The following is a 20,187-nucleotide window of genomic DNA, read 5'->3' as shown; positions in this document are numbered from 1 at the left end:
TAAGTTGTCCCGGCATGAAAGGTCCTTTAATCTTCGTTCAGTTCTGATGCACCGCGAAACGAATTTGCAGGTGGAGAACGAGGAGACAATCGAGGCACAAAGTGCCCGGACCCCAAAGCGCTGTTGGACGGAATCCAACAGCGCTTTTTCATTTGTGTGCGCGAATTTCCCTCGATGGTGCAGGGAAGCGGCGCCGCGTTCCGCGCGCCCGTATTCGGCTTCGCACTGCCCGCGTTTCAGTTTCACCCCCGTCCCCCCGTTTTCGTCATGCCTGCCGGTCGATCGCCACTGGCGCGCAGCCGCGTGCATGCCGTCCGGGCTTACCCGGTTGGCGTGCGCAAAAAGCGTCCGTTACACTCAGCTTTCGCCGACCGCGCGGTCGGGAAAATCGGTCGGCAGTTCTCCTACAAGCAAAATGCAGAAGAGGGAGTACGGTTGGATGAGAAGCGCAGGACGATGGATCGGGGCACGACGGGCGGCTGGCGCCGCTCGTACGGGGTGGGGAGCGCATGGGTATGCCCGCGCTTTCGCGAGCCGTTCTGCGGCCGGTATGCGCGCTCCGGCACGATTGGCCGGCACGGTTCTTTCTCCGGTCGTTGCGTTCGCATCCACATGAACTGCCGCGCTTCCGATCTTGCGCCGCCCGCGCGCGTGGCCGAATTCGCTCTGGCCGGTCGATCTGCCGATGATGGTTGCGTGCGCATCGATCGCCTTTCCCGCCAAGCCGCCTTTCCGCGCTTGCTTCATCCTGACGACATTGCTGCCGCGCATCGTGACGGTCGAACGACCGCTGCGGAATGCGCGGCGGCGCGCGCGCGTTTCACGGGAAAACGAGCGTAGGCGCGGCATGGCGAGATAGTTAAATTATTAACTTGTTTTGAGGACCGGGAGCCGCCCGAGCGACCCGTGGATTTTTCGAGCAGCGTTTGGAGACGACATAAATGAAGATGAATCGATGGATGGAGGTTCTGCTTGCCGCGGGCCTCGTGTGTGCGGCGGCCACGGCGTCGGCACAGGTGAAGATCGGCGTGACGCTGTCGGCCACCGGGCCGGCCGCATCGCTCGGGATTCCGGAAAAGAACACGATCGCGCTGCTGCCGAAGGAAATCGCGGGCAAGAGCGTCCAGTACATCGTGCTCGACGATGCGTCCGACACGAGCCGCGCGGTGCAGAACGTGCGCAAGCTGATCGACGAGGATCACGTCGACGCGATCATCGGTTCGTCCGTCACGCCGAATTCGCTCGCGATGCTCGACCCGGTGTCGCAGGGCAAGACGCCGACGATCTCGCTCGCGGCGAGCGCGCAGATCATCGCGCCGATGGACGCGAAGCGCGCGTGGATGTTCAAGGTGCCGCAGAACGACCAGCTGATGGCCGACGCGATCGCCGGCTACATGGCGAAGCACGGCGTGAAGACGATCGGCTTCATCGGCTTCGCCGACGCGTACGGCGACAGCTGGTACAACACGTTCAACGCGGCCGCGGCGAAGAACGGGCTGAAGGTCGTGTCGAACGAGCGCTACAACCGCACCGATGCGTCGGTGATGGGGCAGGTGCTGAAGCTGCTGGGCTCGAACCCGGACGCGGTGCTGATCGCCGGTTCCGGCACGCCGGCCGCGCTGCCGGCCAAGACGCTCAAGGAGCGCGGCTACAAGGGCAAGGTGTACCAGACGCACGGCGTCGCGAACAACGACTTCCTGCGCGTGTGCGGCAAGGATTGCGAAGGCGAGATCCTGCCGGCCGGCCCGGTGCTCGTGACCGACCAGCTGCCCGATTCGAATCCGGTGAAGAAGCCGGCGCTCGGCTACAAGGCTGCGTACGAGAAGGCGTACGGCGCGGGCTCGCTGTCGACCTTCGGCGGGCATGCGTGGGATGCGGGGCTGCTGCTGCAGCGCGCGATTCCCGACGCGCTGAAGAAGGGCCAGCCGGGCACCGAGGCGTTCCGCGAGGCGCTGCGCGCGTCGCTCGAGAGCGTGAAGGACCTGCCCGTGTCGCACGGCGTGATCAACATGACGTCGACCGATCACAACGGCTTCGACACGCGTGCGCGCGTGATGGTGCAGATCGTCGACGGCAAGTGGAAGCTGCAGGCCGAGTAAGCATCACGTGAAACCGGCGGGCGCGGCGCGAACGGCGCCGTGCGCGCCGTCGGCAGCGCGGCGGGTCTGGCGGCCCGCGCTCGCGCCGCATGGAGTGTCCGGGAAGCCGCCGCACGACGCCTGACCTCCGGTCTTGCCGTCCGCGTGCGCGGGCCGCTCCCGTCGCCGTTTCTCCGCAGCATTCTCGATACACGAAACGTATGGATTTCTCGATTGCGGCGATCCTCGCGCAAGACGGCATCACGACCGGCGCCATTTATGCATTGCTGTCGCTGGCGCTCGTGCTGGTGTTTTCCGTCACGCGGGTGATCTTCATTCCCCAGGGCGAATTCGTCGCCTACGGCGCGCTCACGCTTGCGGCGTTGCAGGCGCAGAAATTTCCCGCTACCTGCTGGCTATTGTTCGTGATGGGCATCGCGTGCTTCATGCTGGAAGTCGGCGGCCTGGTCCGTCATCGCGAACGCCGCCATCAGCTCGGCCGCACGCTCGCGACGCTGGCGAGCCGCTACGTGCTGCTGCCGCTCGCGGTGTTCGCGCTCACGCGCAGTTTTGCCGCGCAGCCGTTGCCGATGCTCGCGCAGATCGCACTGACGCTCGCGATCGTCGTGCCGATGGGGCCGTTCGTCTACCGGCTCGTCTATCAACCGATCGCCGAAGGCACGACGCTGCTGCTGTTGATCGTGTCGGTCGCCGTCCATTTCGCGATGGTCGGCCTCGGGCTGGTGATGTTCGGCGCGGAAGGTTCGCGTACCAACGGATTCGCGGATGCGTCGCTGTCGGTCGGCAGCATGACTGTGTCGGTGCAGAGCATTCTCGTGGTCGTGACCGCGCTGGTGCTGATCGGTGCGCTCTACGTGTACTTCGGCCGCACGATCGCCGGCAAGGCACTGCGCGCGACGTCGGTGAACCGGCTCGGCGCGCGGCTCGTCGGCATCGGCACGACCGAAGCGGGGCGCCTGGCGTTCACGCTGGCAGCGGGGCTCGGCGTGCTGTCCGGCATCCTCGTCGGTCCGCTGACGACCATCTATTACGACTCCGGCTTTCTGATCGGCCTGAAGGGCTTCGTCGGCGCGATCATCGGCGGGCTGGTCAGCTATCCGCTCGCGGCCGCCGGCTCGCTGCTCGTCGGCGTGCTCGAATCGTATTCGTCGTTCTGGGCGAGCGCGTACAAGGAAGTGATCGTGTTCACGCTGATCATCCCGGTGCTGCTGTGGCGCAGTTTCGCGACGCCGCATGCGGAAGAGGAAGAGGAGTGACGCGATGAAGACGATGGTACGCAACAAGACCTTCTGGGTGTTTCTCGTGGTGCTGTTCGCGCTGCCGGTGCTGCCCGGCGCGCTGCAGGTGCCCGAATACTGGATCACGCTGCTGAACTACATCGGCCTCTACGCGATCGTCGCGATCGGGCTCGTGCTGCTGACGGGTGTCGGCGGGATGACGAGTTTCGGGCAGGCCGCGTTCGTCGGCATCGGCGCGTATGCGACGGCGTTCCTCACGACGCGATACGGCGTGTCGCCGTGGCTCGCGCTGATCGTCGGCGTCGTGCTGACGGCGCTCGTCGCGCTCGTGCTCGGTGCGGTCACGATGCGGCTGTCCGGGCACTTCCTGCCGCTCGGCACGATCGCGTGGGGCCTCGCGCTGTTCTATCTGTTCGGCAACCTCGAGCTGCTCGGCAAGTACGACGGGATCAACGGGATTCCGGCGCTGAACCTGTTCGGCATCGAGCTCGGCAGCGGCCGCAGCCTGTACTTCCTGATCTGGGCCGTCGTGCTGGCGGCGATCGTGTCGGTGCAGAACCTGCTCAACAGCCGCCCCGGCCGCGCGATCCGCGCGCTGCGCGGCGGCGGGGTAATGGCCGAGGCGATGGGCGTGAACACCGCATGGATGCGCGTCGTGATCTTCGTCTACGCGGCCGTGCTCGCCGCGGTATCGGGCTTCCTGTACGCGCACCTGCAGCGCGCGGTGAACCCGACCCCGTTCGGGCTGAACCACGGGATCGAATTCCTGTTCATGGCCGTGGTCGGCGGCGTGTCGCACGTGTGGGGCGCGGTGCTCGGTGCGGCGATTCTCACCGTGCTGCAGGACTACCTGCAGACGCTGCTGCCGAAGCTGCTCGGCTCGGAAGGCAACTTCGAGATCATCGTGTTCGGCGTGCTGATGGTGCTGCTGCTGCAGTACGCGCGCCAGGGCGTGTGGCCGTTCGTCGCGAAGCTGTTTCCGCGCGGGCCGCGCGCACATGCGCCCGATCAGGCCGATCCGCTGCCGCAGCGCGCGAAACCTGTGGCCGGCGAGCCGCTGCTCGTCGTCGACAACGCGCGCAAGCAGTTCGGCGGGTTGGTGGCCGTCAACGACGTCAGTTTCGACGTGAAGGCGGGGCAGATCATCGGCCTGATTGGCCCGAACGGCGCCGGCAAGTCGACCACGTTCAACCTCGTGACCGGCGTGCTGCAGCCGACCGGCGGCACGATCACGTTCCGCGGCGAGCGGATCGACGGGCTTACGTCGCGTCAGATCGTCCGGCGCGGGATCGGCCGTACGTTCCAGCACGTGAAGCTGCTGCCGACGATGACGGTGCTCGAGAATGTCGCGATCGGCGCACATCTGCGCGGCCACACGGGCGTGTGGCGCAGCATCGCGCGGCTCAACGCGCACGAGGAGGCGCAACTGCTGGCCGAAGCGGCACGGCAGATCCGCCGCGTCGGGCTCGAAAAGCACATGTACGACGAAGCGGGCAGCCTCGCGCTCGGCCAGCAGCGGATTCTCGAAATCGCACGCGCGCTGTGCTGCGACCCGACGCTGCTGCTGCTCGATGAGCCGGCCGCCGGGCTGCGCTACCAGGAGAAGCAGCAACTCGCCGATCTGTTGCGGCGCCTGAAGGCCGAAGGGATGAGCGTGTTGCTCGTGGAACATGACATGGATTTCGTGATGAATCTCACCGACCGGCTGGTGGTGATGGAATTCGGCACGCGGATCGCGGAAGGGCTGCCGCAAGACGTGCAGCAGGATCCGGCGGTGCTCGAAGCGTATCTGGGCGGGGTGGAGTGATGACGGCGGATACGACGATGCCGATTCTCGAGGTGCGCGGACTGGCGGTCCGGTACGGGAAAGTCGAGGCGCTGCACGGTGCGGCGATCAAGGTGGGCGCCGGGCAGATTGTCAGCGTGATCGGCCCGAACGGTGCCGGCAAGTCGACGATGCTGAACGCGATCATGGGGGCATTGCCCGTGACCGGGCATGCGTCGGGCGCGGTCATGTACCGCGGCAACGACGTGGGCGCGCTGCCGGTGGAGCAGCGCGTCGCTCGCGGGATGTGCCTCGTGCCGGAAAAACGCGAGCTGTTCAGCACGATGACGGTCGAGGACAACCTCGTGCTGGGTGCGTATCGCCGCAAGCTCGCGGGCGAGTCGAACTTCCTCGACCAGCTCGATCATGTGTTTGCGCTGTTTCCGCGGCTCAAGGAGCGGCGCAAGCAGGCGGCCGGTACGCTGTCGGGCGGTGAGCGGCAGATGCTTGCGGTGGGCCGCGCGCTGATGGGCAAACCCGACCTGCTGATGCTCGATGAGCCGAGCCTCGGGCTGGCGCCGCTGATCGTGAAGGAGATTTTTCATATCATCAGCGCGTTGCGCGGCACAGGTGTGGCGACGCTGCTCATCGAGCAGAACGCGCGGGCGGCGCTGCAGATCTCGGACTACGGTTATGTACTGGAGACGGGGGAGCTGGCGCTGGAGGGGCCGGCGGCCGAACTGGCACAGAATCCGCGCGTGATCGAAACGTACCTGGGGCTGGCGAAGAAGATGGCTTGATGGTTAGGGCGGGTGGCGGGAAACGGGCGGCGTGTTTCACGTGAAACACGCCGTTTTTGTTTTCGGGGGCAGGGCGATGCTCCGACGAATCGAGTTTGGGGATAAGTGCCGGAGCATCCAGCCGAAGCGCTGTGATGGGGGCGCGGTGCCTATCGTGCCGGGCTGCACAGGATAACGAGCATTGTGTGCACGACAGCCCGCTATTGCCGTGAGACGAGCGGCACAGTGGATAAGTATCGGGCGATCGATCGGAAATACTGTGACCTCGGAGGGATGTCGACGCCTGTTTTGCACAGCTTGGCGATGTGCGTCGAGGCCGCGGGCGCACATTGCCGTAGCAGGCTGGGCCGGCACAGCTCGGCCGATCGGCCAAAAAAACGGTGAAATGAACCGGCCCTACCATTCGGATGGCCTTCGGGTGAAAAGCGAACCCGCTATAATTCGCCCCATACATTTCTCAGATAGGTTCGTGCACAGTCCTGTGTGCGGAATCCACCATGCTTTTTCCCACAGAATTTGACGTCATCGTTGTCGGTGGCGGGCACGCGGGCACGGAAGCCGCGTTGGCATCGGCCCGTATGGGTGCGAAGACGCTGCTGCTGACCCATAACATCGAAACGCTCGGGCAGATGAGCTGCAATCCGTCGATCGGCGGCATTGGCAAGGGCCATCTGGTCAAGGAAGTCGATGCGCTCGGCGGTGCGATGGCCGCCGCGACGGACGAGAGCGGTATTCAGTTCCGGATCCTCAATTCGTCGAAGGGCCCGGCCGTGCGTGCGACGCGCGCTCAGGCTGACCGTATCCTGTACAAGGCTGCGATCCGCCATCGGCTCGAGAATCAGCCGAACCTGTGGCTGTTCCAGCAGGCCGTGGACGACCTGATGGTCGAAGGCGACCGCGTGGTCGGCGCCGTTACGCAGATCGGCATCCGCTTCCGCGCGCGTGCGGTGGTGCTGACGGCAGGGACGTTCCTCGACGGCAAGATCCACGTCGGTCTGAACAACTATACGGGCGGTCGCGCGGGCGATCCGGCGGCCGTGTCGTTGTCGGCGCGCCTGAAGGAGCTGAAGCTGCCGCAGGGCCGCCTGAAGACGGGCACGCCACCGCGTATCGACGGCCGCTCGATCGACTTTTCGAAGCTGGACGAGCAGCCGGGCGACCTCGATCCGATTCCCGTGTTCTCGTTCCTGGGCCGGGCAGAGCAGCATCCGCAGCAGCTGCCATGCTGGGTCACGCATACGAACGAGCGCACGCACGACATCATTCGCGGCGGCCTCGACCGTTCGCCTATGTATACAGGCGTGATCGAAGGCGTCGGCCCGCGCTACTGCCCGTCGATCGAGGACAAGATTCACCGGTTCGCGTCGAAGGAATCGCACCAGATCTTCCTGGAGCCGGAAGGGCTGACGACAAACGAGTTCTATCCGAACGGGATCTCGACGAGCCTGCCGTTCGACGTGCAGCTCGAGCTCGTGCACTCGATGCGCGGCCTCGAGAACGCGCACATCCTGCGGCCCGGCTACGCGATCGAGTACGACTACTTCGACCCGCGCGCGCTGAAGGCGTCGCTCGAGACGAAGGCGATCAACGGGCTGTTCTTTGCGGGCCAGATCAACGGCACGACCGGCTATGAAGAAGCGGCCGCACAAGGCCTGCTGGCCGGCTTGAACGCAGGCCGCTACGTGCAGGAGAAGGACGCATGGTGCCCGCGTCGCGACCAGGCGTACCTGGGCGTGCTGGTCGACGACCTCGTCACGCGCGGCGTGGCCGAACCGTACCGGATGTTCACGAGCCGTGCGGAGTACCGCCTGAGCCTGCGTGAAGACAACGCGGACATGCGACTGACGGAGATCGGCCGCGAACTGGGGCTCGTCGACGACGCGCGCTGGGACGCATTCAGCCGGAAGCGCGACGCTGTTTCACGTGAAACCGAACGCCTGAAGTCGACGTGGGTCACGCCGAAGACGCTGCCGCCGGAAGAAGCGACGGCTTTGCTCGGCAAGGCGATCGATCACGAATACAGCCTCGCCGAGCTGCTGCGCCGCCCAGGCATTAGCTACGACGGCGTGTGCAGCCTGAAGGGTGGCGAATGCGCACCGGCCGAACCGCTGGCCGACGATCCGGTTCTGCTCGAGCAGATCAAGGAGCAGGTCGAGATCGGCATCAAGTATCAGGGCTATATCGAGCGGCAGGCGAGCGAGATCGAGCGCAACGATGCGAACGAGAACACGCGCCTGCCGGACGGTATCGACTACCGCGAGGTTCGCGGCCTGTCGTTCGAAGTGAGCCAGAAGCTGAACGAGTTCCGGCCGGAAACGATCGGTCAGGCCTCGCGGATCTCGGGCGTCACGCCGGCTGCGATCTCATTGCTGATGGTGCATCTGAAACGCCGTGGCCTTGGCCGTCGTAACGGCACCGCCGCAGAGGCGACGGAGCAGGGGGACGGCACCGTCCCGACGCAACAATGACGGCGCGTCGCGCGCCGGCGGTTAATCGGGACGTACTTGAACAGATGCTCGTCGACGGCACGGCCGCGCTCGACATCGCATTGACGGATGCACAACGCAACCAGCTGCTCGACTATGTCGCGCTGCTCGGCAAGTGGAACGCGGTCTACAACCTGACTGCGATCCGCGACCCGAAGCAGATGCTGATCCAGCACATCCTCGATTCGCTCTCCATCGTTCCGCATCTGCGCGACCGTGCATCGGCGCGCGTGCTCGACGTGGGTTCGGGCGGCGGCCTGCCCGGCATCGTGCTGGCGATCGTCCAGCCGGACTGGCTGGTGACGTTGAACGATATCGTGCAGAAAAAGTCTGCATTCCAGACGCAAATGCGCGCGGAGCTGAAGCTCGCGAACCTGTCGGTCGTCACCGGGCGGGTCGAATTGCTGCAGCCGGGTGTCGACGTGCCGGAAAAATTCGACATGATCGTGTCCCGCGCCTTCGCGGATCTATCCGACTTCGTTAAACTTGCTCGTCATCTCGTCGCGCCCGGCGGATCGATCTGGGCAATGAAGGGTGTTCACCCGGACGACGAAATTGCGCGACTGCCGGAAGGCAGCCGCGTAAAGCAGACGATGCGGCTTGCAGTACCGATGCTCGATGCCGAACGGCACCTGATTGAGGTCGTCGTCGACGAGGCGAATTGAAGGCGCGCGGTAGCGCGCCGTTTGTTTGAAGGTAAAGGGAACACACCAACGATGGCAAAGATCTTCTGCGTTGCGAACCAGAAGGGGGGCGTCGGCAAGACGACGACATCGGTCAATCTCGCCGCAAGCCTTGCAGCGCAGGAGCAACGAGTCCTGCTGATCGATCTCGACCCGCAGGGCAACGCGACGATGGGCAGCGGGATCGACAAGGCCGCCTGCGAGTCGACCGTGTACGAAGTGCTGATCGACGGCGTATCGGTGTCGGACGCACGCGTGCGTCCGGAGGGCGTCACGTACGACGTGCTGCCGGCCAACCGCGAGCTGTCGGGTGCCGAGATCGAGCTGATCGGCATCGACAACCGCGAGCGTCGGCTGAAGGCCGCGCTTGAGCACGTGGCCGACGACTACGACTTCGTGCTGATCGATTGCCCGCCGACGCTGTCGCTGCTGACGCTGAACGGACTGTGCGCGGCACATGGCGTCGTGATCCCGATGCAGTGCGAGTACTTCGCGCTGGAAGGGCTGTCGGATCTCGTCAATACGATCAAGCAGGTTCACGCGAACATGAACCGCGACCTGAAGATCATCGGCTTGCTGCGCGTGATGTTCGATCCGCGCATCACGCTGCAGCAGCAGGTCTCCGATCAACTGAAAGCGCACTTCGGCGACAAGGTGTTCGACGCGGTGATCCCGCGCAACGTGCGCCTGGCGGAAGCGCCGAGTTACGGGTTGCCGGGCGTCGTGTTCGACCGCAACTCGCGCGGTGCGCAGGCGTATATCCAATTCGGTGCCGAGATGATCGACCGCGTGCGCGCGTTCGAGGTGTCGTGATCCGGACATGAGCGAAGCGAGGAAGAAAGACATGAACGCGGTACCAAAGAAGAAGGGCTTGGGACGTGGCCTCGAAGCGCTGCTCGGCGGCAGTGCGGACATCACCGAAGCGGTGAAGATCGAAGGGGCGCCGAACACGCTCGCGCTCGGCAAGCTGCAGGCCGGCAAGTACCAGCCGCGGACCCGGATGGACGAAGGCAGCCTGCAGGAACTGGCGGCCAGCATCCGCGCGCAAGGCGTGATGCAGCCGATCCTGGTGCGGCCCATTTCATCTGACAAATACGAGATCATCGCCGGCGAGCGACGTTTCCGCGCGGCGCGCCTGGCCGGTCTCGACGAAGTGCCGGTGCTCGTGAAGGACGTGTCCGATCAGGCCGCTGCCGCGATGGCGCTGATCGAGAACATCCAGCGTGAAGACCTGAACCCGCTGGAAGAGGCGCACGGTATCCAGCGCCTGCTCGACGAGTTCGGTTTCACGCACGAACAGGCGGCCGAATCGGTCGGCCGTTCGCGCAGCGCGGTGTCGAACTTGCTGCGCCTGCTGAACCTCGCTGCGCCGGTGCAGACGATGCTGCTGGCCGGCGATCTCGACATGGGCCACGCGCGTGCGCTGCTCGCGGTCGACGCGGCGACGCAGATCACGCTCGCGCACCAGGTCGTCAACAAGCGCATGTCGGTGCGCGAGACCGAGAAGCTGGTCGCGCACACGACAAAGGAAGCGCCTGCGGTGAAGGCGCGCGCCAAGGATGACGGCGGCCGCGACACGCGCCGTCTCGAAGAGGAGTTGTCCGACCTGCTCGCGTCGACGGTGAAGATCAAGCTCGGCCGCCGCGGGCGAGGGCAGGTGATGATCGATTTCGGCAACCTCGATGCGCTCGAGGGCATTCTCGTGCGCCTGCGCGGCAACGTCGCGACCGAAGAATAACGAGGCGCGATTGATAGAGAACACGGGCGCGGCGGCACCACGCTGTTGGCTTGCCTGGCTGTTGAAGGAGCCGGTGCTGTCGGTACTGGCGCTTGCACTGATCATTCTGCAATGGTTGCATCCGCAACCAATCGCCACGCTGGCCGGGCGCGTCGACTGGCAGACCGTCGCGACGCTCGCGGGCCTGCTGATGCTGACCAAGGCGCTCGAGTTGTCCGGATGCCTGATGTGGCTCGCGCATCGCATCGTCCATCACGTGCATTCGGAGCGCGGGCTCGCGATACTGCTTGTCGTGTTCGCGGCGGCACTCGCGATGTGGCTCACCAACGACGTCGCGCTGTTCGTCGTCGTGCCGTTGATGGTGTCACTGCGCGCGCTGACGCCGCTACCGTTCCGTCGGCTCGTGATCGTGGTCGCGCTGGCCGTCAACGCGGGGTCCGTCGCGACGCCGCTCGGCAATCCCCAGAACTTGTTCCTGTGGCAATTGAGCGGCATGTCGTTCGGCCGCTTCGTCGTGACGCTCGGTCCGCTCGCACTGGCGTTGATGGCGCTGCTGCTCGTGCTGACGGCGTGCGCGTTCCGCGCGAAACCGCTCGACCTGTCGGGCGACGTCGAGGCCGTTCCCGTGCAGCGCATGCACGCGCTGCTCGCGGCGGTGCTGTTCGGTGCGTTCGTGCTGCTGGCCGACGCGCACCATCCGGTGCCGGCGCTGCTCGCCGTCGTGATCGCGCTGCTGGTCGCAAAACGTGACGCAGTCCTGAAGATCGACTGGCTGCTGCTGCTGATCTTCGTGCTGATGTTCGTCGTGCTGCGTAGCGCGGCCGCGCTGCCCATCGTGCACGACGCGATCGCGCGGACCCATCTCGATTCGCCGCTGCGGGTGTTCGGGGCGGGTGTGGTGCTGTCACAGGGAATCAGCAACGTGCCGGCGGCCATCCTGCTGTCGGAATTCACGCACGACTGGCGTGCGCTCGCGTTCGGCGTATCGGTCGGCGGCTTCGGCTTCGCGATCAGTTCGCTCGCGAACCTGATCGCGGTGCGTCTCGCGAAGGAGCCGCGCATGTGGCTGCCGTTTCACCTGGTGTCGATTCCGTTCGCGATCGTGAGCGCGGCACTGGGCGCGTGGTTGCTCGTTCACGGTTGAGCGGCGCGGCCGCCTGCGGTGCAGACGTGCTGCAAGCGTGACGGGGGAGGGCGCACGGCGTTCCCGGCCGTGGCGAACCCGGGCTGTTGATAAGTGCGGCGATTCACAGTCGATATTCTGTGGCGGCACAACAACTGATTGCGAGCCTCGGCCCGCTCGCGGCCGAGCGCATTTCGCGCGTCGCGCCCAACGCGGTGGTCGCGCTATTTCCTTCGTTCCGCATCGCTGCGCACGGTCGTTTTCCGTGGTCGCGTCACAGCAGCATTCCTGCTGCGATCGCGTCGCGTCGATGACGCCCGTGCCAGGCATCGATGTCGCGTCATTTCCTCGTCGCCGCACTTTTTCGGGCAAGAAATACCGGTGCAGGAAGGCGACCTTACAACTGTCATCGTACGTCGCCGATTCGCGCGTTTTTCACATGATGAGGCGTCGTTTTGCACAGGTTTTTGTCGCGTCTAAAGCCTTGAATCACTTGCAACTATCGCTTACAATCGCCCGGATTTGTTAGCTAGGCACCCCTGAAAGCTTTCGGAAAGTCTGGGGCCGGGTTCAAGGATTTTGCGGAAAATTGCGATGGCGGGTCAGGCGCCGAACGACAGGCACGATGATCACCGAGCGCAACGCACCGCTTCAGCGGCCGGCGAACGGCGCGAGTCCGATGCCGACGACTGGGATGCCGAGCAGCAAGATAACAACATCGTTCCGCTCACGCGGACGGAAGCCGAAAGGCTGTTCGGTCCGAACGTGAGCAAGCCGTCGCGCGTGACCCCCTCCAAGGTGGTGGCCGCGCAGGTGGTCTTGTCCCTGGTTGCAACGCTGGCGTGGTGGCTGTTTTCAAAGTCGCCGGGCGCCGCTGCGCAGTCCGCGTTTCTGGGCGGGGCGATCGGCTGGGTGCCAAGCGCGTTGTTCGTGGCACGACTGAAGGCAGGTGGCTCGGCCACCGTCATGAGCTGGGTGATGGGCGAAGCCCTGAAACTCGGCCTGACGATCGGGATGTTCGCAGCAGTGGCGTTCGGCTGGGCCGGCGTGCACTGGGTGCCGTTCCTGGTCACGTACCTCGTCGTGCTGAAGACGTACTGGATCGCGCTGGCCTGGCGGTAAGAAACAAGCAGCGTGCGGTTTCGACAACGAACCGCACCGGCCCGTTCCCGCAATAGCGTATTGCGGAATGGGGCAAAACGATTTTCGACAATTTGGGTGGCATTAACGATATGGCAGCTAGCGAAGGCACGCGTCCGGATCCGTCCGAGTACATTGCGCACCACTTGCAGAATTTCTCCACCTCGCATCAGACGTCGATTTTCGATATCCACGTCTGGAATCTCGATACGCTGTTCTGGTCGATCGTGTGCGGCATCGTGACGATCCTCGTGCTGCGTCTGGCCGCCCGCAAGGCGACGTCGGGCGTGCCGGGCCGTTTCCAGTGCGCGATCGAGATGCTCGTCGAAATGGTCGAAGACCAGTCGAAAGCCATCGTCCACGGCAATCGTACGTTCATCGCGCCGCTCGCCCTCACGGTGTTCGTGTGGGTCACGCTGATGAACTCGCTCGACTTCCTCCCGGTCGACCTGCCGGGCCGCGTGATCGGCCTGCTCGGTCTGTCGGACGTGATTTCCCACCATCGCATCGTCCCGACGGCCGACCTGAATGGCACGCTCGGCATCGCGCTCGGCGTGTTCGTCCTGATGATCTACTACAGCATCAAGATCAAGGGCGCGGGCGGCTTCGTGCATGAGCTGCTCTCGGCCCCGTTCGGCGGCCACCCGCTGCTGTGGATCCCCAACCTCGCGCTCAACATCGTCGAATACGTCGCAAAGACCGTTTCGCTCGGCATGCGGCTGTTCGGCAACATGTACGCGGGTGAGCTGTTGTTCCTGTTGATCGCCCTGCTCGGCAGCATGTGGAGCTTCGGTGGCGACGCAACGTTCCTCGGCTTCATTGGTCACGTGATCGCGGGCAGCGTCTGGGCAATCTTCCACATCCTGATTGTTCTGTTGCAGGCATTCATTTTCATGATGCTGACGCTGGTGTATCTCGGCCAGGCGCACGACAAGCACTAAGCGCGGCGTGCAACAAAGAGTCTTCGTTTTAGTTTTTTAAATCTCAGTTCCAAGTCTTTTCACAAAGGAGTGATCATGCAAGCTTACATCGCCAACATCCAGGGTCTGACCGCCATCGGTATCGGCATCATCATCGGCCTGGGTGCAATCGGCGCCTGTATCGGTATCGCGCTGATGGGTGGCAAGTACATCGAAGCGTGCGCACGTCAGCCGGAACTCATCAACCCGCTGCAAACGAAGATGTTCCTGCTGGCCGGCCTGATCGACGCTGCATTCCTGATCGGTGTTGGTGTCGCAATGCTGTTCGCGTTCGCGAACCCGCTCCTGTCGAAGCTCGCAGGCTAAGGTTCCTCGGAAATATGCGCCCGGCGCAAGCCGGCGCAGGGCGGAACGGAGACTTGGGGCGCTGATCGAATGCAACTCGATGAGCGCCTTACCGTTTCATTTTTCCGGATAGCAGATAAGGAAACACCGTGAATCTCAACGCAACTCTGTTTGCGCAAATGGTCGTGTTCCTGGTCCTCGCGTGGTTCACGATGAAATTCGTGTGGCCGCCGTTGATCAACGCCCTCGACGAACGTTCGAAGAAGATCGCCGACGGCCTCGCCGCCGCGGAGAAGGGCAAGGCGGAACTCGACGCAGCGCACAAGCGCGTGGACCAGGAACTCGCGCAGGCCCGCAACGACGGCCAGCAGCGCATCGCCGACGCTGAAAAGCGTGCCCAGGCGGTCGCCGAGGAAATCAAGGCCAACGCCCAGGCTGAAGCCGCCCGCATCGTCGCCCAGGCGAAGGCGGAAGCAGAACAGCAAATCGTGAAGGCGCGCGAAGCGCTGCGTGGCGAAGTCGCCTCGCTGGCCGTGAAGGGCGCCGAGCAGATCCTGAAGCGCGAAGTCGATCAAACGGCCCACGCCCAACTGCTGAATCAACTGAAAGCCGAGCTCTGATCATGGCCGAACTTGCAACCATCGCCCGCCCTTACGCAGAAGCGCTGTTCCGCGTGGCCGAGGGAGGTGACATCGCCGCCTGGTCCACGCTCGTGCAAGAGCTGGCCCAGGTTGCGCGTCTGCCGGAAGTGCTGTCGGTCGCGTCGAGCCCGAAGGTGACGCGCACGCAAGTGGTCGAGCTGCTGCTTGCTGCGGTGAAGTCGCCGGTCGCGGCCGGCGCGGAAGCGAAGAACTTCGTGCAGATGCTGGTCGACAATCATCGTATCGCGCTGCTGCCGGAAATCGCCGAGCAGTTCGAGGCGCTCAAGAACGAACGTGAAGGTGCAGCCGACGCCGAGATCGTGAGCGCGTTCCCGCTGAACGGCGCGGATCTCGAAAGTCTCGTCTCTGGCCTCGAACGCAAGTTCAAGCGCAAGCTGAAGCCGACGGTCGAAGTCGATTCGTCGCTGATCGGCGGCGTGCGCGTGACGGTCGGCGACGAAGTGCTCGACACCTCGGTTCGCGCGCGCCTCGCATCGATGCAGGCTGCCTTGACCGCCTGAGCGCCACGCCGGCACGCAACAGAATTGACTATCAGGAGCGAATAATGCAACTCAATCCCTCTGAGATCAGCGAGCTGATCAAGAGCCGGATCCAGGGCCTTGAAGCGAGCGCAGACGTTCGCAACCAGGGCACCGTGATCTCCGTGACCGACGGTATCGTGCGTATCCACGGCCTGTCGGACGTGATGCAGGGCGAAATGCTCGAGTTTCCGGGCAACACGTTCGGCCTCGCGCTGAACCTCGAGCGCGACTCGGTCGGCGCCGTGATTCTCGGTGAATACGAACACATCTCGGAAGGCGACATCGTCAAGACGACGGGCCGCATTCTCGAAGTCCCGGTTGGTCCGGAACTCGTCGGCCGCGTGGTCGACGCGCTCGGCAACCCGATCGACGGCAAGGGCCCGGTCAACGCGAAGCTGACCGACGCGATCGAAAAGATCGCTCCGGGCGTGATCTGGCGTAAGTCGGTGTCGCAGCCGGTGCAGACGGGCATCAAGTCGATCGATGCGATGGTACCGATCGGCCGTGGCCAGCGTGAGCTGATCATCGGCGACCGTCAGTGCGGCAAGACCGCGGTGGCGATCGACGCGATCATCAACCAGAAGGGCAAGGACCTGGTCTGTATCTACGTCGCGATCGGCCAGAAGGCTTCGTCGATCATGAACGTGGTGCGCAAGCTCGAAGAAACGGGCGCGATGGAATACACGATCGTCGTCGCCGCTTCGGCTTCGGATTCGGCCGCGATGCAGTACCTCGCACCGTACGCCGGATGCACGATGGGCGAATACTTCCGCGACCGCGGTCAAGACGCGCTGATCATCTATGACGACTTGACCAAGCAGGCTTGGGCATACCGTCAGATCTCGCTGCTGCTGCGCCGCCCGCCGGGCCGTGAAGCCTACCCGGGTGACGTGTTCTATCTGCACTCGCGTCTGCTCGAGCGTGCTGCTCGCGTGTCGGAAGAGTACGTCGAGAAGTTCACGAACGGCGAAGTGAAGGGCAAGAGCGGCTCGCTGACGGCACTGCCGGTCATCGAAACGCAGGCTGGCGACGTGACCGCGTTCGTTCCGACGAACGTGATCTCGATTACCGACGGCCAGATCTTCCTGGAAACCGACCTGTTCAACGCAGGCATCCGCCCGGCAATCAACGCCGGCGTGTCGGTGTCGCGCGTCGGCGGCGCCGCTCAGACGAAGGTCGTGAAGAAGCTGTCGGGCGGTATCCGTACCGACCTCGCGCAGTACCGTGAACTGGCCGCATTCGCGCAGTTCGCATCGGACCTCGACGAAGCGACCCGCAAGCAGCTCGAGCGCGGCCGCCGCGTGACGGAACTGCTGAAGCAGCCGCAGTACCAGCCGCTGCAGGTGTGGGAACTGGCCGTGTCGCTGTACGCCGCGAACAACGGCTACCTCGACGATCTCGACGTGAAGCAAGTGCTGCCGTTCGAGAAGGGCCTGCGCGACAACCTGAAGACCAGCCACGCTGACCTCATCAAGCGCATCGAAGACACCAAGGATCTCTCGAAGGACGACGAAGGCGCGCTGCGCGCGGCGATCGAGTCCTTCAAGAAGTCGGGTGCCTATTGATCCGCGAGTGACACACTGAGGCCGCGCGGGTGCTGATGCGCCCGCGCCGCTTCGGTCAAGGAGCAAGCTATGGCTGGAATGAAGGAAATTCGCGGCAAGATCAAGAGCGTGCAAAACACGCGCAAGATCACGAAGGCGATGGAGATGGTGGCCGCATCGAAGATGCGCCGCGCGCAGGAACGCATGCGCGCCGCTCGTCCGTACGCGGACAAGGTCCGAGCCATCGCCGCGCACATGAGCCGTGCGAACCCGGAGTACCGCCACCCGTTCATGGTGGCGAACGACGGCGCGACGACGGCCGGCATCATCCTTGTCACGACGGACAAGGGTCTGTGCGGTGGTCTGAACACCAACGTGCTGCGTGCGACGGTGCAGAAGTTCAAGGAGCTGGAAGAGAAGGGCCAGAAGGTCGAAGCCACCGCGATCGGTAGCAAGGGCCTCGGGTTCCTGAACCGCTTCGGCGCGAAGGTGATGTCGCAGGTCGTGCACCTCGGCGACACCCCGCATCTGGACAAGCTGATCGGCGCCGTGAAGACGCAGCTCGACCTGTACTCGGAAGGCAAGCTGTCGGCGGTTTATATCGCTTACACGCGCTTCGTCAACACGATGAAGCAGGAAGCCGTGATCGAGCAGTTGCTGCCGCTGTCGTCGGAGCACTTCGAGGCCGATGACGGTACGCCGGCCACGTCGTGGGATTACATCTACGAGCCGGACGCGCAGGCAGTCGTCGACGAACTGCTCGTGCGTTACGTCGAGGCGCTGGTTTACCAGGCTGTCGCGGAGAACATGGCGTCCGAGCAATCGGCGCGGATGGTCGCGATGAAGGCCGCGTCCGACAACGCGAAGACGGTGATCAGCGAACTGCAGCTCGTATACAACAAGAGCCGCCAGGCCGCGATTACGAAAGAACTGTCGGAGATCGTCGGCGGCGCAGCCGCTGTTTAAGCGCGCGCCCGGGACGACAACTGCGCCTTTGCGCGAGTAAAGAATCAGGTATTTAAAGGAAAAGCGATGAGTACTGCTGCTTTGGTAGAAGGCAAGATCGTACAGTGCATCGGCGCCGTTATCGACGTGGAATTCCCGCGCGAAAGCATGCCGAAGATCTACGACGCGCTCATTCTCGATGGCTCGGAACTGACGCTCGAAGTCCAGCAGCAGCTGGGTGACGGCGTGGTCCGTACCATTTGTCTGGGTGCATCCGACGGCCTGCGCCGCGGCCTGACCGTGAAGAACACGGCAAAACCGATTTCGGTGCCGGTCGGCAAGCCGACCCTCGGCCGAATCATGGACGTGCTTGGCCGTCCGATCGACGAAGCTGGCCCGATCGAAAGCGAAGTGACGCGTTCGATCCACCAGAAGGCTCCGGCGTTCGACGAACTGTCGCCGTCGACCGAACTGCTCGAAACGGGTATCAAGGTCATCGACCTGATCTGCCCGTTCGCGAAGGGCGGCAAGGTTGGCCTGTTCGGCGGTGCTGGCGTGGGCAAGACCGTCAACATGATGGAGCTCATCAACAACATCGCTAAGGAACACGGCGGTTACTCCGTGTTCGCGGGCGTGGGCGAGCGTACCCGTGAAGGGAACGACTTCTACCACGAAATGAAGGACTCGAACGTTCTCGACAAGGTCGCGCTGGTGTACGGCCAGATGAACGAGCCGCCGGGCAACCGTCTGCGCGTCGCGCTGACCGGCCTGACGATGGCCGAGCACTTCCGTGACGAAGGCCTCGACGTGCTGTTCTTCGTCGACAACATCTACCGTTTCACGCTGGCCGGTACCGAAGTGTCGGCACTGCTCGGCCGTATGCCGTCGGCAGTGGGCTATCAGCCGACGCTGGCTGAAGAAATGGGCAAGCTGCAGGAACGCATCACGTCGACCAAGAAGGGCTCGATTACGTCGGTTCAGGCCGTGTACGTCCCTGCGGATGACTTGACCGACCCGTCGCCGGCCACGACCTTCGGCCACCTGGACGCAACCGTCGTTCTGTCGCGTGACATCGCTTCGCTGGGTATCTACCCGGCGGTCGACCCGCTCGACTCGACGTCGCGCCAGATCGACCCGAACGTGATCGGTGAAGAGCACTACTCGATCACCCGTCGCGTTCAGCAGACGCTGCAGCGCTACAAGGAACTGCGCGACATCATCGCGATTCTGGGCATGGACGAACTGTCGCCGGAAGACAAGCTGTCGGTCGCACGTGCGCGTAAGATCCAGCGTTTCCTGTCGCAGCCGTTCCACGTCGCTGAAGTGTTCACGGGTTCGCCGGGCAAGTACGTGCCGCTGAAGGAAACGATCCGTGGCTTCAAGATGATCGTCGACGGCGAGTGCGACCACCTGCCGGAACAGGCGTTCTACATGGTCGGCACGATCGACGAAGCCTTCGAAAAGGCCAAGAAGATCCAGTAAGGGTCATGTGGGATGGAAGGGAGCGCTGAAGCGCTCACTTCTGCCGACCGCCATGGGGCCCGAGTAAGCGCTAAAGCGCTAATTCAGGCCAACCACGGCATGGGATCGGAGTAAGCGCTGAAGCGCTCACTCCGATCGACAGGAGTTCATATGGCAACCATCAAAGTAGACGTCGTCAGCGCGGAAGAGCAGATCTTCTCGGGCGAGGCGAAATTCGTCGCGCTGCCGGGCGAAACGGGTGAGCTGGGCATTCTGCCGGGTCACACGCCGCTGATCACGCGGATTCGTCCGGGTGCGGTGCGCATCGAAGTCGAGGGCGGCAACGACGAATTCGTGTTCGTCGCGGGCGGCATTCTCGAAGTGCAGCCGGGCGCCGTGACGGTGCTCGCCGACACCGCGATCCGCGGCAAGGACCTCGATGCGGCGAAAGCCGAGGAAGCGCGCAAGCGTGCCGAGGAAACGCTGCAGAACGCGAAGTCGGACCTCGACCTCGCAAAGGCGCAATCCGAGCTCGCGACCGCGATGGCGCAGCTCGAGGCGATCCAGCGCCTCGCGAAGATTCGCAGCCGGCACTAAGCCGCGCGCGCGTATCCCGCGAAAGGAAGCAGCCTTCGGGCTGCTTTTTTTTCGTCCGTCGTTTTCGTCTGTTTTTTGCGGGCCGGATCGTATCGTCCGGTCGTGCTATTTCGTCCGTCC

At 64.0% G+C, this 20,187-nt stretch carries 19 protein-coding genes; all 19 read left to right on the top strand.

Annotation, left to right across the window (positions count from 1 at the left end; translation table 11 throughout):
• The first annotated feature begins 123 nt into the window (after positions 1–123).
• Positions 124–840, top strand: a complete 717-nt coding sequence (locus ABIC50_RS32650) for a hypothetical protein (protein ID WP_354168881.1) — start codon at positions 124–126, stop codon at positions 838–840.
• A 101-nt stretch (positions 841–941) separates the two neighbouring features.
• Positions 942–2,099 carry an ABC transporter substrate-binding protein gene (locus ABIC50_RS32645; RefSeq protein WP_175708636.1) on the top strand — a complete coding sequence of 386 codons (1,158 nt, stop codon included), beginning with the start codon at positions 942–944 and terminating at the stop codon, positions 2,097–2,099.
• 200 nt (positions 2,100–2,299) lie between these two features.
• Entirely contained in the window at positions 2,300–3,355 is a 1,056-nt protein-coding gene (locus ABIC50_RS32640; RefSeq protein WP_105830751.1) for a branched-chain amino acid ABC transporter permease, read from the top strand.
• Positions 3,356–3,359: 4 nt separating this feature from the next.
• Positions 3,360–5,144: a branched-chain amino acid ABC transporter ATP-binding protein/permease gene (locus ABIC50_RS32635; RefSeq protein WP_175676241.1), complete on the top strand. Its 1,785-nt coding sequence runs from the start codon at positions 3,360–3,362 to the stop codon at positions 5,142–5,144.
• A complete protein-coding gene (locus ABIC50_RS32630) occupies positions 5,144–5,902 on the top strand; it encodes an ABC transporter ATP-binding protein (protein ID WP_126226906.1) in 759 nt (252 codons plus the stop codon). The genes ABIC50_RS32635 and ABIC50_RS32630 overlap by 1 nt, the downstream gene beginning before the upstream one ends.
• 497 nt (positions 5,903–6,399) lie before the next feature.
• Positions 6,400–8,370 carry a tRNA uridine-5-carboxymethylaminomethyl(34) synthesis enzyme MnmG gene (mnmG, locus tag ABIC50_RS32625; protein WP_175657290.1) on the top strand — a complete coding sequence of 657 codons (1,971 nt, stop codon included), beginning with the start codon at positions 6,400–6,402 and terminating at the stop codon, positions 8,368–8,370.
• On the top strand, positions 8,367–9,053 hold the full coding sequence (gene rsmG / locus ABIC50_RS32620; protein ID WP_354168878.1) for a 16S rRNA (guanine(527)-N(7))-methyltransferase RsmG: 687 nt from the start codon (positions 8,367–8,369) through the stop codon (positions 9,051–9,053). The genes mnmG and rsmG overlap by 4 nt, the downstream gene beginning before the upstream one ends.
• A gap of 51 nt (positions 9,054–9,104) precedes the next feature.
• Entirely contained in the window at positions 9,105–9,884 is a 780-nt protein-coding gene (locus ABIC50_RS32615; RefSeq protein ID WP_105830746.1) for a ParA family protein, read from the top strand.
• Between the two features lie 31 nt (positions 9,885–9,915).
• Positions 9,916–10,809, top strand: coding sequence for a ParB/RepB/Spo0J family partition protein (locus tag ABIC50_RS32610; protein WP_006756473.1), 894 nt, complete (start codon positions 9,916–9,918; stop codon positions 10,807–10,809).
• A gap of 13 nt (positions 10,810–10,822) precedes the next feature.
• Entirely contained in the window at positions 10,823–11,953 is a 1,131-nt protein-coding gene (locus tag ABIC50_RS32605; protein WP_354168954.1) for an SLC13 family permease, read from the top strand.
• 573 nt (positions 11,954–12,526) lie between these two features.
• Positions 12,527–13,054, top strand: a complete 528-nt coding sequence (locus ABIC50_RS32600) for an ATP synthase subunit I (RefSeq protein WP_006751765.1) — start codon at positions 12,527–12,529, stop codon at positions 13,052–13,054.
• A 110-nt stretch (positions 13,055–13,164) separates the two neighbouring features.
• Complete coding sequence (gene atpB, locus ABIC50_RS32595) at positions 13,165–14,013, top strand: F0F1 ATP synthase subunit A (RefSeq protein ID WP_011655618.1); 849 nt, start codon at positions 13,165–13,167, stop codon at positions 14,011–14,013.
• 75 nt (positions 14,014–14,088) lie between these two features.
• On the top strand, positions 14,089–14,358 hold the full coding sequence (gene atpE, locus ABIC50_RS32590) for a F0F1 ATP synthase subunit C (protein ID WP_006482730.1): 270 nt from the start codon (positions 14,089–14,091) through the stop codon (positions 14,356–14,358).
• Between the two features lie 128 nt (positions 14,359–14,486).
• Positions 14,487–14,957, top strand: coding sequence for a F0F1 ATP synthase subunit B (locus ABIC50_RS32585; protein ID WP_006751767.1), 471 nt, complete (start codon positions 14,487–14,489; stop codon positions 14,955–14,957).
• Between the two features lie 2 nt (positions 14,958–14,959).
• Entirely contained in the window at positions 14,960–15,499 is a 540-nt protein-coding gene (locus tag ABIC50_RS32580; protein ID WP_006756468.1) for a F0F1 ATP synthase subunit delta, read from the top strand.
• A gap of 44 nt (positions 15,500–15,543) precedes the next feature.
• Entirely contained in the window at positions 15,544–17,085 is a 1,542-nt protein-coding gene (gene atpA, locus ABIC50_RS32575; protein WP_126226910.1) for a F0F1 ATP synthase subunit alpha, read from the top strand.
• Between the two features lie 69 nt (positions 17,086–17,154).
• Positions 17,155–18,030, top strand: coding sequence for a F0F1 ATP synthase subunit gamma (gene atpG, locus ABIC50_RS32570; protein WP_006751770.1), 876 nt, complete (start codon positions 17,155–17,157; stop codon positions 18,028–18,030).
• A gap of 66 nt (positions 18,031–18,096) precedes the next feature.
• A complete protein-coding gene (gene atpD / locus ABIC50_RS32565) occupies positions 18,097–19,491 on the top strand; it encodes a F0F1 ATP synthase subunit beta (protein WP_175661328.1) in 1,395 nt (464 codons plus the stop codon).
• A 150-nt stretch (positions 19,492–19,641) separates the two neighbouring features.
• Positions 19,642–20,067 carry a F0F1 ATP synthase subunit epsilon gene (locus ABIC50_RS32560; protein ID WP_006477288.1) on the top strand — a complete coding sequence of 142 codons (426 nt, stop codon included), beginning with the start codon at positions 19,642–19,644 and terminating at the stop codon, positions 20,065–20,067.
• Positions 20,068–20,187: the final 120 nt, after the last annotated feature.

This window comes from Burkholderia sp. 567, assembly GCF_040545115.1.
Lineage (GTDB): Bacteria > Pseudomonadota > Gammaproteobacteria > Burkholderiales > Burkholderiaceae > Burkholderia > Burkholderia ambifaria.
This window is presented reverse-complemented; position numbering and strand designations above follow the sequence as displayed.

Coding starts and splice junctions, on each gene's coding strand:
- ABIC50_RS32615 (WP_105830746.1), top strand. CDS start 9,105: ATGGCAAAGATCTTCTGCGTTGCGAACCAGAAGGGGGGCGTCGGCAAG.
- rsmG (WP_354168878.1), top strand. CDS start 8,367: ATGACGGCGCGTCGCGCGCCGGCGGTTAATCGGGACGTACTTGAACAG.
- atpA (WP_126226910.1), top strand. CDS start 15,544: ATGCAACTCAATCCCTCTGAGATCAGCGAGCTGATCAAGAGCCGGATC.
- ABIC50_RS32610 (WP_006756473.1), top strand. CDS start 9,916: ATGAACGCGGTACCAAAGAAGAAGGGCTTGGGACGTGGCCTCGAAGCG.
- atpD (WP_175661328.1), top strand. CDS start 18,097: ATGAGTACTGCTGCTTTGGTAGAAGGCAAGATCGTACAGTGCATCGGC.
- ABIC50_RS32580 (WP_006756468.1), top strand. CDS start 14,960: ATGGCCGAACTTGCAACCATCGCCCGCCCTTACGCAGAAGCGCTGTTC.
- ABIC50_RS32630 (WP_126226906.1), top strand. CDS start 5,144: ATGACGGCGGATACGACGATGCCGATTCTCGAGGTGCGCGGACTGGCG.
- mnmG (WP_175657290.1), top strand. CDS start 6,400: ATGCTTTTTCCCACAGAATTTGACGTCATCGTTGTCGGTGGCGGGCAC.
- ABIC50_RS32600 (WP_006751765.1), top strand. CDS start 12,527: ATGGCGGGTCAGGCGCCGAACGACAGGCACGATGATCACCGAGCGCAA.
- atpB (WP_011655618.1), top strand. CDS start 13,165: ATGGCAGCTAGCGAAGGCACGCGTCCGGATCCGTCCGAGTACATTGCG.
- ABIC50_RS32635 (WP_175676241.1), top strand. CDS start 3,360: ATGAAGACGATGGTACGCAACAAGACCTTCTGGGTGTTTCTCGTGGTG.
- ABIC50_RS32645 (WP_175708636.1), top strand. CDS start 942: ATGAAGATGAATCGATGGATGGAGGTTCTGCTTGCCGCGGGCCTCGTG.
- atpE (WP_006482730.1), top strand. CDS start 14,089: ATGCAAGCTTACATCGCCAACATCCAGGGTCTGACCGCCATCGGTATC.
- atpG (WP_006751770.1), top strand. CDS start 17,155: ATGGCTGGAATGAAGGAAATTCGCGGCAAGATCAAGAGCGTGCAAAAC.
- ABIC50_RS32560 (WP_006477288.1), top strand. CDS start 19,642: ATGGCAACCATCAAAGTAGACGTCGTCAGCGCGGAAGAGCAGATCTTC.
- ABIC50_RS32640 (WP_105830751.1), top strand. CDS start 2,300: ATGGATTTCTCGATTGCGGCGATCCTCGCGCAAGACGGCATCACGACC.